Origin of the sequence: Rhodoblastus acidophilus (assembly GCF_009720655.1) — a bacterium.
GTDB classification, from domain to species: Bacteria; Pseudomonadota; Alphaproteobacteria; order Rhizobiales; family Beijerinckiaceae; genus Rhodoblastus; species Rhodoblastus acidophilus_A.
Map to the genome: position 1 here is coordinate 73,769 of NZ_WNKS01000003.1, position 17,031 is coordinate 90,799.

Here is a 17,031-nt window from a genome sequence, read left to right on the forward strand (position 1 = left end):
TTTTCCAGGACATACACGCTTCGGGCGCCGAATCCGCGCGCCGCAATTTCGAGGACTTTTTCCATGCAACGCATCCTACCCATCGTTTTCGCCGCAGCCCTCGCGGGGAGCGCGCAGGCGGCCGATGTCCAGATTGGCGGTCTCACCATCCATGATCCCAGCGCGAAACAGTCGCCAAAAGGCGCCGATGTCGGCGCGGCCTTCATGGTGATCGACAACAGGGGGAACGCCGACCGTCTGGTCGCGGCGACGGCGGACAACGCCGATCACGTCGAAATTCACGAAATGGCGATCACCGACGGGGTGATGAAAATGCGGGAGATGCCCGGCGGGCTGGACATTCCGGCGGGCGGCAAGGTCGAACTGAAGCCCGGGTCCTATCACCTGATGCTGATGGGCTTGAAACAGCCGATCGCCGCTGGCGCGACCATCAAGGGGACGCTGACGTTCGAGCGCGCCGGCAAGGTCGCGGTGGACTTCGTCACGCCTCCGGCGGCCGCCAAGTGAGCAGGCCCTCCGCCCCCGCGCGCAACAGGGGTGTCATTGTGGCCGGGGCTTTCGCCCTGGTCATCGCCTTGCCGCTCGTCGCCATGCTGTGGCTCTCCACCGCGCCGCCGGCTCCCGCGCCGCGCGCGCCGACTTTCGTGCTGAAGGGACTCGACGGGTCGACCGTCGAATCCGCGCGCCTCACGGGCAAACCGTTCGGCGTGTTCTTCGGCTTCACCAACTGCCCCGTGGTCTGCCCGACGACCATGACCGAGCTTTCGGGCTGGCTCGCCGATCTGGGCGAGGCCGGCCGGGATCTGAAATTCTATTTCGTCACGCTCGATCCCGCGCGCGACACGCCGGAAAAGCTGAGGGACTATCTGGAGAATTTTTCGCCGCGGCTGGTCGGCCTGACCGGAACGGCCGAGGAGATCGACGCCGCCGCGAAAGCCTTTTCCGTCTATTACAAGAAAGTTCCGACCTCCAGCGGCTACACGCTGGACCATACCGCGCTGATCTTCCTGATCGACGCGCAGGGACGCTGGCGAGGCGTGCTCGACTATAACCTCAGCCGAAGCGCCGCCTTGGAAAGATTGCGCGCGCTGCTGGCGGCCGCCCCGCCATGATCCGCCATGGACCCGGGTAGAGGGGGGCGCAATCTCATACGATTTCCGAAGGATCAGTTCGGAAATCGTATTCCGCTCGCGCGGAAATCCGCCCTTCGCCTGGAGGATTTCCGTGCGATTTCGTTTTCGCGGATCGCGAAGCGATCTTGCGGAAACCGTATCAGAGCGTCATGCAGCACCTCGCATATGGCGCCTTCCAACCCCTTGGGGGTGCGGCCGGGCTGGCGAAATCGCGCGGAAACCCTCCAGGCGAAGGGCGGATTGCCGCGCGAGATGTGCGGAGGGCGCTTTGCGATGAGCCCGCTCGCAAACAAGTCCGCTCCAAGCCGTCGCCGGCCGCCTCGGTTCAAGGCGAATTATTGGACAGATAGTGGAGGGCTCTTCGGCGATTTGTTGGAAGTGGCTGATTTTGTTGGCGCGCCCAAGGGGAATCGAACCCCTGTTTTCGCCGTGAAAGGGCGACGTCCTAGACCGCTAGACGATGGGCGCTGCTTCCGTGCGGCCTAGCCGCCCGAAGTGGGGCGTGTATAGACGCCGTTGCCGCCGAGCGCAAGCCTCTCGGAACCTCATTCCAGATTTTTGTTTCACGCCAGAGCCATGTCCACCAGCTTTGCCGATACCTTCGGCTTGCCGCCCCAGAAATCCAGCGACAGCGAACAGGCCAGATGCGCCCGCATCCCCTTCGCCTGTCCCACCGCCTGACCCAAAACCGTCTGCGCCGAACGAAAACTCACCAGTTCCAGCTTGGCGCCGTCGCCGGCCTGGACCCTCACGCGCAAATGATCGACGCCAAAGGGAATCACCTCGGTGATGCGGTGGTCGGGCAGGGCGAACACCGGCTCCGGATTGCCGGCGCCGAACGGGCCGGCTTTTTCGAAGGCTTCGACAAAGTTTGGCGCGCAGGCGCCCGCCGTGAGAACGCCGTCGATGGCGAGGCCCGAGGTTTTTCGCGCCTGCGCCACCTTTTCCGCCAGCGTCTCCTCAAGAAAGGCGCGGAACGCGTCGAGCTTTTCGCGCCTGACCGTCACGCCGGCCGCCATCGCGTGTCCCCCGCCTTTCTCCAGAATGCCGTGCTCCACCGCCGCTCGCACGGCGCGGCCGAGGTCGACGCCGGGAATCGAGCGCGCCGAGCCGGTCGCCAGATCGCCGTTGAACGCCAGCGCGAAGGCGGGGCGGCCGTGCGCCTCCTTCAACCGCGAGGCGACCAGACCGACAATGCCCGGCTGCCAGTCGTCGCCGCCCACGATCACCACCGAAGTCGGGTGTTCCCGACTTCGGCTCTCAGGAAGGCGCATATCGGGAACACCCGATATGCGCGGCGCATCCGGCGCGAGAGTCAGCTCGGCCTGCGCCATGGCCTGCTCGACCATGGCCTTTTCCAGCACTTGCCGCTCGCCGTTGAGGCGGTCGAGTTCGGCGGCGATCATGCCGGCTTGCAGGTCGTCGCGTTCGAGCATGAGTTTCGCGCCCAGCGCCGCGTCGCCGATGCGGCCGCCGGCGTTGATTCGGGGGCCGAGCAGGAAGCCGAGGTGCCAGGCGCGGGGCGGGCCGTTGATGCCGGAAATGTCGGCGAGCGCCCGCAGGCCGGCGCGCGCGCGGTTGCGCATCAGCGCCAGCCCCTTGACGACGAAGGCGCGGTTGAGGCCGGTGAGGGGGGCGACGTCCGCCACCGTCGCCAGCGCGACCAAATCGATGCCCAGCAGCAGGTCGGGCTCGGGATGTTCGCGCCACCAGCCGGTTTTTCGCAGGGCGCGATTGACCGCGACCAGGGTCATAAAAACCACGCCGGCGGCGCAGAGCGCGCCCTGGCCGGACACATCGTCCTGGCGGTTGGGGTTGACGATCGTCGCTTCAGGCAGGGTTTCGGGGGCCTGGTGGTGGTCGAGGACGATCACGTCGAGGCCGAGTTTCTTTGCTTCTGCGAAGGGCTCGAAGGAGGTGGTTCCGCAATCGACGGTGACCAGCAGCTTTGCGCCTTGTTTGGCAAAACTCTTGATCGCCTCGACATTGGGGCCGTAGCCCTCGGTGATGCGGTCGGGAATGTGGAGGAGGCGGGGCGTGCCGCAATAGTCCAAAAATTCCGCGAGCAGGGCGGAGGAGCAGGCGCCGTCCACATCATAATCGCCGAAAATGGCCACGGTTTCGCGCCGCAGGATGGCGTGGGTCAGGCGCTGCGTCGCCGCCTCCATGGCGGTGAGGCTGAACGGTTCGGGGAGCAGGGTGCGCAGGGTCGGATCGAGGAAGGCGAGCGCGTCGTCCGGCGCGACGCCGCGTCCCGCCAAGATGCGCGACAGCGCGTCGGGCAGGCCGGAGAGCTGGGCGATGGCCAGGGCGCGGGCCTGGCCGGACTCGTCGAGGCGGTCGCGCCAGGCTTTGCCGGTGACGCTCGATTCGACGCCGAGCAGCGCCCGACCCGGGGCGCGCTCAGCCATGCGCGTCGAGCGCGGCGGCGCGCTGGAAAGTTTTTCGCGCGCGGCAGGCTTGCAAATAGGCGTCGAAGACCGGGCGCGATTCGAACATTTTGAACGCGGTGATGGCGTAATGCAGATTTGAGGCGAGCATGACGTCGACGGCGGAGAATGTGTCGCCGAGAATGTAAGGCGTGGCCGAGAGCTGCTCGGCGATGACATTAAAAACGCGTTCGGCCGAGCCCCAGCCCGCGGCTGTTTCCGGCAATTTGACCTGGGCCATTTTTTCCGTCATCGCGGCTTCGATGTTGGCGCTGGCGAAAAACAGCCATTGCCAAAACCGTCCGCGCAGCGGGTCGCCGACAGCGGGGGCGAGGCCGGCTTGCGGGAATCTTTCGATCAGATAGGCGAAGATCGCGCCGGATTCGGCAATGCGCGCCTCGCCGTCTTCCAGCGCCGGTACCTTTTCCATCGGGTTGATGGCGTGGAATTCGGGCGTGTGGTGGCGTCCGGCGCGCAGGTCCACGGCGATGCGTTCGTAATCGCAGCCGATCTCCTCCAGCAGCCACAGCACCCGCAGCGACCGTGTCTGCGCAGCCCAATAGAGTTTCATGCGCCCTCCCCGGTGAGGTGAACAAAGTAGGAACTTTGCGGCTTGCGGTCAAGTCGCGTTTTTGCGGCGCGATCCCTCGGCCTTGCCTTTCGCCCGGCCTTGATTAGTTTGCCTCCAACTTGCAATCACGGGCGACAGGCATGGCCGAAAAAGACACCTATTACATCACCACCGCCATTCCCTACGCCAATGGCGCGCCGCATATCGGCCACGCCTACGAGCGCATCGCCACCGACGCCTTCGCCAGATACCAGCGGCTCGACGGCAAGGACGTGTTGTTCGTCACCGGCATGGACGAGCACGGCTTGAAAATGCAGCAGACGGCGGCGCGCGAAGGTTTGTCGCCCCAGCAGCTTGCCGACCGCACCGCCGCGCAGTTCGAGGCCATGGGCGAAAAGCTCAATGCCCGCGCCGACGACATCGTCCGCACCACGCAGGCGCGTCATAAGGAAACGGTGCAGGAGGTCTGGCGGCGCATGGCCGCCAAGGGCGATATTTACCTGTCGAAATACAGCGGCTGGTATTCGGTGCGCGACGAAGCCTATTATGACGAGGGCGAACTCACCGAAAGCGACGGGAAAAAATTCGCGCCCACGGGCACGCCGGTCGAATGGGTGGAGGAGGAGAGTTATTTCTTCAAGCTCTCGGCCTATGCGGACACGTTGCTCGCCCATTATGAAGCGCATCCCGATTTCATCACGCCGGAAAAGTACAAGAACGAGATCGTCGCCTTTGTGAAGCGCGGGTTGAACGACCTGTCGATCAGCCGCACCACGTTTGATTGGGGCATTGAGGTTCCGGGCGACGACAAGCACGTCATGTATGTCTGGGTGGACGCGCTCACCAATTACTTTACCGCCACCGGCTTTCTCCAGGGCGGACCGAGGGCCAAATTCTGGCCCTGCGACGCCCATGTGATCGGCAAGGACATTACCCGTTTCCACGCCATTTTCTGGCCGGCCTTTCTGCTGTCCGCCGATCTGCCGCTGCCCAGGCAGATCGTCGTCCACGGCTTTCTGTTCAACCGCGGCGAGAAAATGTCGAAGTCGGTCGGCAATGTCATCGACCCCTTTACGCTCGCGGATCATTATGGCGTCGACGCGTTGCGCTATTTTTTCCTGCGCGAAGTGCCGTGGGGACAGGACGGCAATTATTCGCACGAGGCCATCGTGCAGCGCATCAATGCCGACCTCGCCAATGATCTCGGCAATCTCGCCCAGCGCTCGCTGTCGATGATCGCCAAGAATTGCGGCGCGAAGGTTCCCGCGCCCGGGCCGCGCGAGGAGGCCGACGAGGTTTTGCTGGCGCGGGCTTATGGGGCCGTGGCGATCTCGCGAAACGCCATGCACGATTACCTGCCGCACCAGGCTTTGGCGGAAATCTGGGGCGTGGTGGGCGACGCCAACCGTTATTTCGCCGCGCAGGAGCCTTGGAAGATCGGCAAAGCCGATCCCGCGCGCCGCGACGCCGTGCTTTATGTCACGGCGGAATGTTTGCGCGTGGTGGCGCTGCTGTGCCAGGCGTTTATCCCGGAAGCCGCCGGGAAATTGCTTGATTTGCTTGGGGTTCCCGCCGACCGGCGGACGTTTGTCTTCGCTGCGCCGGAATTTGCGCTTGTCGCCGGTGGCGACCTGCCGGCGCCCGCGCCGATCTTTCCGCGTTATGTCGAGCCTGAAGAGGCGAAATGAAGCTCATCGACACACACTGCCATCTCGATTTCGACGAACTCGTCCGCGACCGCGACGGGGTTTTGGCCCGCGCCAAGGCGGCGGGCGTGGCGCGCATGATCACCATTTGCACGGAAATTGAAAAATTTCCGGCGATCGCCGCCATCGCCGAAGGCGTGGACGAGGTTTTTTGCTCGGTCGGCACGCACCCCAATCACGCGCAGGACGAGCGCGAGTTTTTGGCGCAGGAAATCGCCGAACTGGCGCGCCATCCCAAATGCGTGGCCATCGGCGAGGCGGGCCTGGATTACCATTACAAGCGGGCGCCGCGAGACATGGCGCAGCGCGTGTTTCGCGCTCATGTCGAAGCGGCGCGGATTTCAAAACTGCCGCTGGTGATCCATAGCCGCGATTCCGACGCCGACATGGCGGATATTTTGGAAAAGGAATTTTCCAAAGCCCCGTTCAAGGCGCTGCTGCACTGTTTTACCTCGTCGCGAGAGCTGGCTGAGCGGGCCTTGGCGCTGGGGCTTTACATTTCCTTTTCCGGCGTGGTCACGTTTAAGAGCGCGGCGGAATTGCGCGAGACGGCGGCTTTTGTCCCGCTCGACCGCATGCTGATCGAGACGGATGCGCCGTTCCTCGCGCCTGTCCCGCATCGCGGCAAGACCAACGAACCCGCCTATGTCGCCGACACCCTGCGTGTGCTGGCGGAGGTGAAGGGGATGACGCCCGAGGCGCTGGCGGAGATCACCACCGCCAATGCCCTAAAATTGTTCGACAAGATGCCGGCGCTTTCGGCATGACGCTGGAGATCACGATCCTCGGCTGCGGCTCGTCGGCGGGCGTTCCCCGCGTCGCGCAGGGCTGGGGGGCGTGCGTCCCGAACAATCCGAAGAACCGGCGGCGGCGCTGCGCGCTGCTGGTGGACAAGCCGGGGCCGGAAAAACCGACGCGATTGCTGGTGGACGCCGGGCCGGATGTGCGTGAGCAATTAATTGCACATGATGTCGATGGGCTCGACGCGCTGCTGCTGACCCATCCGCACGCCGACCACATCCATGGCCTCGACGACGTGCGTCCCCTGACCATGCAGATGCGCCGCCTGATCGACTGCTACCTCGATGCGCCGACCTGGGAGACCGTGGGGTCTCGGTTCGCCTATCTGTTCAAGACCCCGCCCGGCAGCGCCTATCCGCCGCTGCTGATCCCGCGCTTCATCAGCCATGGCGAGGGTTTTGCGCCGGAGGGGCCGGCGGGGCCGATCGAGGTGACGCCGTTCCGGCTCAACCACGGCGATATCGACGCGCTCGGGTTCCGCTTCGAAAACGTCGCCTATACGCCTGATGTCAAAATCATCCCGGACGAGAGTTTTGAATTCTTGCAAAACCTCGACCTCTGGATCATCGACGCCCTGCGCTACCGCACGCATCCCACGCATTTCGGGCTGATGGAGGCGCTGGAGAGCATCGACCGATTCCAGCCGAAGCGGGCGGTGCTCACCAACATGCACACCGACATGGATTACGAGACGCTGCGCGGGCAGTTGCCGACGGGGGTCGAGCCTGCGTTCGACGGGATGAAGCTGGTGGTGTGATACGATTTCCGAACGATCAGTTCGGAAATCGTATTCCGCTCGCGCGGACATCCGCCCTTCGCCTGAAGGATTTCCGCGCGATTTCGTTTTCGCGGATCGCGAAGCGATCTTGCGGAAACCGTATGATATGATTTCCGAACGATCAGTTCGGAAGCTTATTCCACTCGCGCGGACATCCGCCCTTCGCCTGGAGGATTTCCGCGCGATTTCGTTTTCGCGGATCGCGAAGCGATCTTGCGGAAACCGTATGAGGGGCAGGCGACCCCTTTGCTGTTTGCTCTCATTTGCGCGCCGTTGTTGCGAGAGCGCGTGATAGTTGCGCAGCAATGCCGAAACGTCGCGCGCGTTGAAGGGTGGATTGCTTCGCTTCGCTCGCAATGACGGCGCACGGGGTCGTGGAAGTCGTGATAGATCGAATCCCGCGCCGGCGGGCGGCGTTCGATGGGATCAAGCCGGTGGCGTGAGGCTCGCGAAAATCGGTTCTCGCGGGCCGGCGTGGATGCCCGGGACAAGCCCGGGCATGACGGTTGCGGGTTGATGTGGCAAGAAAAAAGGGGCTTCCGGCGCTGGCCGGAAGCCCCTGTTTTTTCGCGGGTGCGGAGCCCGCTTATCCCAGCCGGCCCGCCGCGTGGGCGAGAAGGGTATAAACCTTGCCCGTTTCCGAGGTCAGGTAGGAGCGCGTCAAAAGACCGTCGCGGTCCTCGCGGTCCACTTCCGACAGCAGGCGCTCGAACTCCGAGACGTAACGGTCCACCGTCTGGCGGAAATCCGTCTCGTTGCCGTAGCGGCGGCGCACCTCGTCAAAGGTTTTCGCGCCGGAGCCGATGTAGAGCTTGCGGTCGAACGCGCCGCGGTCGCCGCGACGGTAGCGGTCCCAGGCCTGCGCCAGCGCGTTCTCATCGACCATGCGGGCGATGTCGGCCGACAGGCTTTCGAGATCGGCGCCCTTGCCGCGGCGCGGCGTGTCTTCCTGCGAGGCGCGGGCGAGCAGGCTGCTCACCCAGCCATTGGCTTCGGCGCCGGTCGCGGGACGCGGCGACGTCGCCTGACGCACGTCGAAGCGCTGCGCGGGGGCGGGCGCGGCCGCCCGGCTTGCGCGCGGGGCGGGCAGGGCCTCGGCGCGGGGCGCCTCGGCGATGTCGAAGGCGCGGCCGGAGCGGGCGACAATGTCGGTCAGCTCGTTGAGCGCCTTGATCTGCTCGGCGATCACCCGGCGCATCGCCGCCGTCTGCTCCGAGGTTTCGCGGGGCAGCTCCAGCGCGCCGCGCCGCAGCTCCTGCCTGGTCGCCTCGAGTTCGCGCTGGACCTCCGCGCTCATGCCGCGCAGCTCCTGCGCCACGGCCTTGTAGCGCTCGGTCGACTGGGCGAACAACTGGTTCAGCTCGCTCATGTTCTGCTCGTAGGCGCTGCTCAGGGCCGTGGAGGCGTTTTCGCGCTCCCGCGCCGCCGCATCGCGCAGCGAGTCGAACTGGCTCGTCAGGGTTCCCGCCGTGGCGGCGGCGGCGTCGGTGAGGAAACCGCCGACCTCGCGGGCCTTGTCCTCGGCCTGGGCGAGCGTCTTGCCGATCGAGACGGCGTAGCGTTCGAGGCGTTTTTCGAAGGCCTCCTGGCGCTGCTGAGCCTCGTTGTAGAGCGTCTGCAGGTTTTCCAGACGCGCGTCCAGGGCGGCGTCCATGTCCGCCTGGGTCTTGCGCATCTCGCCGAGCGTTTCGGTCAGACCGGCGTTCTGGGAGCCCAGCGTCCGCGCGGTTTGCGACAGGGAGTCGGAGCCCTGCCGCGCCGTCGTGTCGAGGCGGTCGATTTCGCCGTCGAGCGCGTCGACCGCGCCGGTGAAGGCGCCGATGCGTTCGCCGAGCTGCGCGTCATAGGTTTGCAGGCTGTTTTCGGCCTTGTCGACGACGCCCAGCAGGGCGCGGTGCGATTGCGCCATCACCTCGACCAGACTGACCACGTCCTTCTTGATGCGGCCGTTGATCTCGGTGAGGGCGGAGGCCATTTCCTCCTGCTTGCCGTTCAGTTCGGCGATCAGTTCGCCGGAGCGTTCATGCAGCACGCTGACAGCGGTCTGGCTGAAGCTGGCGATGCGCTGCGTGACCTCGCTGCCGCGCTCCTGCAGCAGGTCGATCAGCTTGGCGCCGCGCGTGTCGTACCAGTCGTGCAGCTCTTCGGTGCGCAGGCGCAGGTCTTCGGCCAGCGCGCGTCCGCTGCCGTCGAGCGTGGCGCCGAGCGCGGCGACGCGGCGGTCGATCGCCTCGCCGACCTCGCCAAGCGGGCCGAGCACCTTCTCCTCGAACGCCCCGACCTGTCCGCCGAGGCTTTCGACGATCTGTTCCGCGCGCGAGCTCAGCGTGGCGTCGATCTCCTCGGCGCGCGCCGCGACCTTGTCCGCCACTTCGGCGATGCGGCCGACCACCTTGTCCTCGAACAGATCGACATGGCCGGACAGATGGGCCGCGACCTGCTCCGAACGCAGCGACAGCACCTGGTCGACCTTGTCCGCTTTCGCGGCGATCTTCCGGGCGGCCTCTTCGGCGCCGGTGACGACCTTCGCCTCGAAGGCGTCGACATGGCTGCCGAGATGGGCGGCGATCTCGCCGGAGCGGGCGGCGAGCGTGGCCTCGGCCTCCGACGCGCGGGCGGCGATCTCGCCGGCGAACGCGCCGGCGCTTGCCGCGAGCCTTTGGGCCGCCTCCTCGGCGCCGGTGACGACTCTCGCCTCGAAGGCGTCGACATGACCGCCGAGATGGGCGGCGATCTCGCCGGAGCGGGCGGCGAGCGCGGCTTCGGCCTTGGACGCGCGCGCGGCGATCTGGCCGGCGAGCTCGTTGGCGCTGGCGGCGATTTTCCGGGCGGCCTCGTCGGCGCGGCCGACGACCTTGTCCTCGAAGGCCTCGACATGGCCGCCGAGATGGGCGGCGATCTCGCCGGAGCGGGCGGCGAGCGCGGCTTCGGCCTCCGAGGCCCGCGCCGCGATCTGGCCGGCGAACGCGCCGGCGCTGTCCGCGATCTGGCCGGCGGCTTCGCCGGCGCTGGCCGCGATTTGGCCGGCGACTTCGCCGGCGCTGGCCGCGATTCTCCTGGCGGCCTCGTCGGCGCGGACGACGACTTTGTCTTCAAAGGCTTCGACATGGCCGCCGAGATGGGCGGCGATCTTGTCGGAGCGGGCCGCGAGCGCGGCCTCGGCCTGCGCCGCGCGGGCGGCGATCTGGCCGGACAATTCGCTGGCGCTGACCGCGATTCTGCGGGCGGCCTCGTCGGCGCGGACGACCACCTTCTCCTCGAAGGCGTCGACATGGCCGCCGAGATGGGCGGCGATCTCGCCGGAGCGGGCGGCAAGCGCGGCTTCGGCCTGCGACGCCTCGCTGGCGATCTGGCCGGCGAGGTCGCCGGCTTTCGCCGCGATCCTTTCGGCGGCCTGTTCCACGCCGCTGACCACCTGGGTCTCGAAGGCGGCGACATGGGCGCCGAGATGGGCGGTGATCTGCGCCGAGCGGGCGGCGAGCGCCGCCTCGGCCTGCGCCGCCTCGCCGGCGATCTGGCCGGCGAGGTCGCTCGCCTTGGCGACGATCCGGCCGGCGGCCTCGTCGGCGCCGCCGACCACCTTGGCCTCGAAGGCCTCGACATGGGCGCCGAGGCGATTGGCGATCTGCGCGGACCGCGAGGCCAGCGCCGCTTCCGCCTCGCTCGCCTTGGCGGCGATCTGGCCGGCGAGGTCGCCGGCCTGGGCGGCGATCTTTTGCGCGGCCTGTTCCGCTCCGGTCACCACCCTGGTTTCAAACGCCTCGACATGGCCGCCGAGATGGGCGGCGATTTGCGTCGAGCGCGCGGCGAGCGCGGCTTCGGCCTGCGACGCCTCGCTGGCGATCTGGCCGGCGAGGTCGCCGATCGTGGCGGAGATCTTTTTCGCGGCCTCGTCGGCGCCGCCGACCACCCGGGTCTCGAAGGAGTCGACGTGGTCGCCCAGATGCGCGGCGATTTCCGCCGAGCGGACGGCGAGCGCCGCTTCGGCTTCGGAGGCCTTGGCCGAGATGTTGACGGCGGCTTCCTCGACGCGGCTCACCACCTTCTGCTCGAAGGCTTCGACATGGGCGCCGAGATGGCCGGCGATCTGCTCGGAGCGCGAGGCCAGCACGGAGTCGATTTCCCCGGTCTTGCTCCAGACCTCGCGGCCGGCGGCGGTCAGGCGGTTGACCACCTTGTCCTCGAACGACCCGATCTGGGCGGACAGACCTTCGGTCATCTGGGTCGAGCGCGCGGCGAGCGCGGAATCGATCTCCTCGGTGCGGTTCCAGACCTCCTCGCCGACGAGCGCAAGGCGGTTGACCACCTTGTCCTCGAACTGGCCGATATGGCCGCCGAGATGGCTGGCGATCTGTTCGGCGCGCGCGCCGAGCGTCGCGTTGATCTCCTCGGTCTTGGCGGCGAGGTCGGCGGTCAGCGCCGTGGAGCGGCTGAGGATGATCTCGTCCAGTTCGCGCGCCTTGGTGTCGAGCGCGCGGCCGACCTCGCGGCCGCCTTCGCCCAAAACCTTGGCGATGTCGATGGCGCGGCCGGCGAGCGTGTCGTTGAGCTGGCGCGAGCGCGCGTCCAGGCCGTTGTCGGCCTTTTCAAGCAGCGCGTCCATGCTCTGCACGACGTGTTGGGTCTTGTCCCAGGTCGCGGCTTCGAAGCGTTCGAGCTGCTGGGCGAGCAGCGCCGCCGTGGCCTGGGCGCGTTCGCCCAGGCGCGCGTCGAGCGCCGCGCCATGTTCGCCGATCGTGGTCTCCACCAGCGCCAGCCGCTCGGCGATCACCGCGCCGATCTGCTCGGACTGGGCGCCGATGCGCTCCAGCGCGCCGCCGCCGTGCTCGACCAGCGCCGCCTCGAAGGCGCGCAGGTTTTCGGCCAGCGCGTCGCGCAGAACCTCGGTTTGCGCGCGGATGTGGTCGGCGGAGCTTTCGCCGCCGTCGCGCAGCAGGTTTTCCAGCGCCGCCAGCTGGGCGACGAAATCGGCGTTGAGCCGCTCGGCGTGCTGGCCGAGGCGGGTGTGCGCCTCGGTGACCCCGGTTTCGATCTTGGTCTCGAAGCTTTGCAGGCTCGTCGAGATCTCGCGCGACAGGCGTTCGGCGTGCTGGCCGATGCTGTTGGCCGCCTCATCGCCGCCGCGCGCCAGCGTGCGCTCGAACACGTCGAGGCGCTCGGCGAGCGTTTCGTTGACGCGATCGCCGTGGACGCCGATGGCCGCCACCGCGTCGCTGGCGGTCTGGGTGAAGCGCGCCTGGGCGTCGCCGAGCCGTTCGACGATGGCTTCCGCCGCCTGCGCGGCATTGGCCGAGAAGGCGCCGTCGAGCGCCTGGGTCTGCGACAGCAGCGCGTTGAGCGTGCTTTCGGCGGTCGCCTCGAAATGCGTTTGCGTCGCGATCGTGGTCGCGCTGAGCGCGTCGCCCACGGCCTTCAAGGTCGACTCCAGCGAGTCGCGCAGATGCGCGGCGCGCTGCTCGGCGTCGGCGATCACGCCGCCTGTCGCCTGGGCGAACTGCGTCTGGAACGCGTCGCTGTGGCCGGCGAGCGCGACCAGATGGTTCTGCGTGACGCTGGCGACGGCGGATTCCAGATGTTCGCTTTGGCCGGCGATGGCCTCCACCGTCTGCCGGGCGGCGGCGGTGAATTTCTCCTGGAAGGCTTCGGTGTGGCCGGAGAGCGCGGCGAGATTGGTCCGCGTGACCTCCGCGACCGTGGATTCCAGATGTTCGCCATGGCTGGCGATGGCTTCGACCGTCTGGCGGGCGGCGGCGCCGAGTTTTTCCTCGAACGCCTCGGCGTGGCCGGACAGCGCCGCGATCTGGCCCTGGGCGACTGTGGTGACGGTGGTTTCGAGATGCTCGCCATGGCTGGCGATGGCGTCCACCGTCTGCCGGGCGGCGGCGGTGAATCGCTCCTCGAAGGCCACGGTGTGGCCGGAGAGCGTCGCCAGATGATCCTGGGTGACGGCGGCGACCGTCATCTCCAGATGGTCGCCGCGCTGGGCGATGGCGTCCACGGCCTGCTGCGCGACCGCGCCGAGTTTCTCCCCGAACGCCTCGGCATGGCCGGACAGCGCCGCGATCTGGCCCTGGGCGACGGAGGCGACGGTGGTCTCCAGCTGCGCGCCATGCTGGGCGATGGCCTCCACCGTCTGCTGGGCGGCGGCGGCAAAACCCTCGGTGTGGCCGGCGAGGGCGGTCAGATGGGATTGGGTGACCGCCGCGACCGCGGCTTCCAGATGGTCGCCGCGCTGGGCGATGGCGTCCACCGTCTGCTGGGCGACGGCGCCGAGCTTTTCGCCAAAGGCCTCGGCGTGACCGGACAAAGCCGCGACCTGGCCCTGGGCGACGGCGGCGACCGTGGTCTCCAACTGCGCGCCGTGCTGGACGATGGCCTCCACCGTCTGCTGGGCGGCGGCGGCGAAGCCTTCGGTGTGGCCGGCGAGGGCGGTCAGATGGTTTTGCGTGACCGCCGCGACCGTGGCCTCCAGATGGTCGCCGCGCTGGGCGATGGCGTCCACCGTCTGCTGGGCGACGGCGCCGAGTTTTTCCTCGAACGCCTCGGTGTGACCGGAAAGCGCGACGATCTGCGACTGGGCGACGGCGGCGATCAGGGCTTCAAGGCGTCCGCCGTGCTCGGAGATGGCGGTCGCGGTCTGCTGGGCGGCGGCGCCGAGTTTTTCCTCGAACGCCTCGGTCTGGCCGGAGAGCGCGGCGACCTGGGTCTGGGCGACGGAGGCCACCGTGGCCTCCAGATACTCGCCGTGCTGCGCGATGGTCTCCACCGTCTGCCGGGCGGCGGCGGTGAATTTTTCGTTGAAGGCGTCGGTGTGGCCGGTGAGCGCCGCCAGATGGTTTTGGGTGACGGCGGCGACCGTGGTCTCCAGATGCTCGCCATGCCGGGCGACGGCGTCCGCCGTCTGCTGCGCGGCGGCGGCGGCCTTGTCGTGGAAGGCTTCGGCGTGGCTGGCGAGCGCGGCCAGATGGGTCTGCGCCGCGGCGTTGACGGTGGCTTCGAGATTTTCGCCGTGGCTCGCGATCGCCTCGACCGCCTGACGGGCGGCGTCGCCGACCGTGGTCTCGAACTGGGCGCCGCGGGTGACGATGGTTTCGACCGCCTGCTGCGTGGTGGAGGTGAAATTCTCCTGGAACGCCTGGGTGTGGCCGGCGAGCGAGGCCAGCTGGTCCTGGGTGGCGGCGGCGACCATGTGTTCGAGCCGTTCGCCATGCCCGGCGATGGTCTCGATGGCGTTCTGCGCGGTGACGCCGAACTGCTCGTGGAACGCCTCGGCATGGCCGGCGAAGGCGGCCAGGGTCTCGCCGGCGGCGGCGCCGAACTGGTCGTGGAAGGCGTTGGTCTGGTCGGTGAAGGCCGCGAGGGTCTGGGTCGCGGCGGCGCCGACGCTGTTCTCGATCTTGTCGGCGTGGTCGTGGAACGCCTGCTCCAGCCGCGAGGTCTGCGCCGTGAGCGTTTCGACGGTCGCGCCGGACAGGCGGGTGAACTGGTCGGTCAACTGGCCGGTGCTGGCGGCGAGGGTTTCGGTCGCCTCGCGGGTCGAGGAGGTCACCGCCTGGCGCAGGGCCTCGCTCTTGGCGGCGATGGTTTCGGCGGCGTCGCGGGTCGCGCCGTCGACAGTGACGATCAGGGTTTCGGTGCGGGCGGCGAGGATTTCGGCAGCCTCGCGGGTCGAGACGTCCACGGCGGCGCGCAGGGATTCGGCGCGGGCGGCGATGGTTTCGGCGGCGTCGCGGGTCGCGCCATCGACGGTGACGATCAGGGTTTCGGTGCGGGCGGCGAGGATTTCGGCGGCCTCGCGGGTCGAGACGTCCACGGCGGCGCGCAGGGATTCGGCGCGGGCCGCGATGGTTTCGGCGGCGTCGCGGGTGGAGCCGTCCACCGCCGCGACCAGGGCGCCCGTGCGGGCGGCGAGCGTTTCAACCGCGCCGCGCGTCGAGCCTTCGACGGCCTCGCGCAGCGCGTCGGTCTGGCCGGCGACGGCCTCGATCGTCTCGCCGGCGGTGCGGGCGAAGGTCTCGTTGAAGGCGCGGGTCTGGCCGGAGAAGGCGGCGAGGGTTTCTTCCGCCGCCATGACAAAATTGTCGCGCAACGACTGGGTGTGGCCGGCCACGCCCTCCACCGTCTGCTGGCTGATCGCCGCATAGGTCTGGCCGAGCGTTTCGACGTGCTGGCTGAAATCCTCGACGGTGCGATGGGCGGTTTCCCCGACCATGGCGTGCAGGTTTTCGACTCGGGCGGTCAGATCGGCGAGCGCCGCCTGGCTGGCCGCCGCGAATTCGCCGCCGCGCGACTCCACCAATTCCGCGAGCTTTTCGCCATGCGCGTTCAGCTCATGGGCGAGATGGCCGGTCTTGTCATGGATGCGGGCGAGGAAATCTTCGGCGAGTTTGCGCAGCGCGGCGTCGGTTTCGATCGCGCGCGCGTCGATGGCTTCCGTGGTTTCGGCGCCATGATGCTGGAATTTTTCGAGAAGGGCGGTGGCGCGGCTTTCCAGCTCCGCCATCAGGCTCTCGCTGGACTGGGCGAAGGCGTTCTGCACCTCGTTTCCGCGCGTCTCCAGCGCGGTGGCGATGCGCTCGCCGGTCTGGTCGAGCAATTCGGTCAGGGTGTTGGTCGCCGTCTCCAGCTCGCCGGTCAGGGCCGATTGCGCCGAGGTCAGCGCCGAGGAGACGCGGTCGGCGTTGACGACGATGGATTCGCGCTCGCTCGACAATTCGTTGAGCAGCACGCGGATGCGGCGCTCGTTTTCGCCATAGGTGCGCTCAAGCGAGGCGACCTCGGAGCGCACCATGGCCTCCAGCTCGCTGGCGCGGGCCAGCGCCCGCTCGATGCCGTCGCCCATCGAGGCGACCTCGCGGCGAATCGCCTGGCTCAGCGTGACGACGTGTTCGGTCGCGAAGGTTTCGGGCTCGGCGAGGCGAATCGCGGCTTCGGCCATCGACCGGGCGGTGATGCGCATTTCCTGCGAGCGGCGCATCACCATGCCCATGGCGATGAAGAAAATGACCGGGCCGATCAGCGCGAACACCGCCATGGCGGCGGCGGGATTGAAGATGTTGCCGGTGAACGCCTCGCCCTTGGTGAAGATGGCGTAGCCGATCCACAGGCCCGACCACAGCGCGGCGGTCAGCACAGCGACGGTCATCGCGGTCGAATCGGCCTTGACCTGCATGCTTTGCAGCAGATGGCCGACGGATTCGCGGTCGTCGTTGGCGGGGGCGCCTCCGGGCGAGAGGGGCGAATCAGCGCGGCGCGGCGCCGGCTCCTCCAGAGCGATCTCCGGGGCGCGAGGCATTTCCGGGCCTCTGGTCGGCAGGCCGAATTCCAGCGCGCCGGCTTCGCCCGGAGCGGGTTTGCCCTCGGGCTTTTCCTCGGGTTCGGGGGGCAGCTTGAGCGCGTCCTCTATGGCCGTCAAGGCCGCCGCCGCCGGATCCTGGGCCGTGCTGGGATTGGACATGAAACTAACCTTTTTGACTCCGCCGCCCCCCTGGACCGCGCGACGGTAAAGACGCACGGATCGCGGCAGTTAACCAAGACGCACTCTACCCTCGCGCACGAGCCTTGAAAACCTGAGCAGCACCGCGATTTGAAAACGTCGTTAACGGAACATTCA

General features: G+C 67.6%; 8 protein-coding genes and 1 tRNA gene. 5 read left to right on the forward strand and 4 right to left on the reverse strand.

The window, feature by feature from the left end; translation table 11 throughout:
• The first annotated feature begins 63 nt into the window (after positions 1–63).
• On the forward strand, positions 64–507 hold the full coding sequence (locus GJ654_RS04665) for a copper chaperone PCu(A)C (RefSeq protein WP_155444952.1): 444 nt from the start codon (positions 64–66) through the stop codon (positions 505–507).
• A complete protein-coding gene (locus GJ654_RS04670; protein ID WP_155444953.1) occupies positions 504–1,112 on the forward strand; it encodes an SCO family protein in 609 nt (202 codons plus the stop codon). Before GJ654_RS04665 ends, GJ654_RS04670 begins: the two co-directional genes overlap by 4 nt.
• A 413-nt stretch (positions 1,113–1,525) precedes the next feature.
• Here the strand turns inward: GJ654_RS04670 and GJ654_RS04675 are convergent.
• The 3 genes from GJ654_RS04675 to GJ654_RS04685 form a co-directional block, all read right to left on the reverse strand.
• Positions 1,526–1,601: transfer RNA gene (locus GJ654_RS04675), tRNA-Glu, on the reverse strand.
• A 95-nt stretch (positions 1,602–1,696) separates the two neighbouring features.
• Complete coding sequence (gene recJ / locus GJ654_RS04680) at positions 1,697–3,544, reverse strand: single-stranded-DNA-specific exonuclease RecJ (protein ID WP_155444954.1); 1,848 nt, start codon at positions 3,542–3,544, stop codon at positions 1,697–1,699.
• A complete protein-coding gene (locus GJ654_RS04685; protein ID WP_155444955.1) occupies positions 3,537–4,133 on the reverse strand; it encodes a glutathione S-transferase family protein in 597 nt (198 codons plus the stop codon). Before GJ654_RS04685 ends, recJ begins: the two co-directional genes overlap by 8 nt.
• Positions 4,134–4,273: 140 nt before the next feature.
• On the opposite strand from GJ654_RS04685, the gene metG reads away from it, so the two are divergent.
• Genes metG through GJ654_RS04700 form a run of 3 tightly spaced genes read left to right on the forward strand, consistent with a single transcriptional unit; the run spans position 4,274 to position 7,397 of the window.
• Complete coding sequence (metG, locus tag GJ654_RS04690) at positions 4,274–5,821, forward strand: methionine--tRNA ligase (protein ID WP_155444956.1); 1,548 nt, start codon at positions 4,274–4,276, stop codon at positions 5,819–5,821.
• A complete protein-coding gene (locus tag GJ654_RS04695; protein WP_155444957.1) occupies positions 5,818–6,606 on the forward strand; it encodes a TatD family hydrolase in 789 nt (262 codons plus the stop codon). The genes metG and GJ654_RS04695 overlap by 4 nt, the downstream gene beginning before the upstream one ends.
• Positions 6,603–7,397, forward strand: coding sequence for an MBL fold metallo-hydrolase (locus GJ654_RS04700; RefSeq protein ID WP_155444958.1), 795 nt, complete (start codon positions 6,603–6,605; stop codon positions 7,395–7,397). The genes GJ654_RS04695 and GJ654_RS04700 overlap by 4 nt, the downstream gene beginning before the upstream one ends.
• Before the next feature lie 607 nt (positions 7,398–8,004).
• On the opposite strand, the gene GJ654_RS04705 is transcribed toward GJ654_RS04700, so the two are convergent.
• The gene (locus GJ654_RS04705; RefSeq protein ID WP_155444959.1) at positions 8,005–16,875 is read right to left on the reverse strand and encodes a hypothetical protein; all 8,871 of its coding nucleotides are present in this window, start codon (positions 16,873–16,875) and stop codon (positions 8,005–8,007) included.
• Positions 16,876–17,031 lie beyond the last annotated feature (156 nt).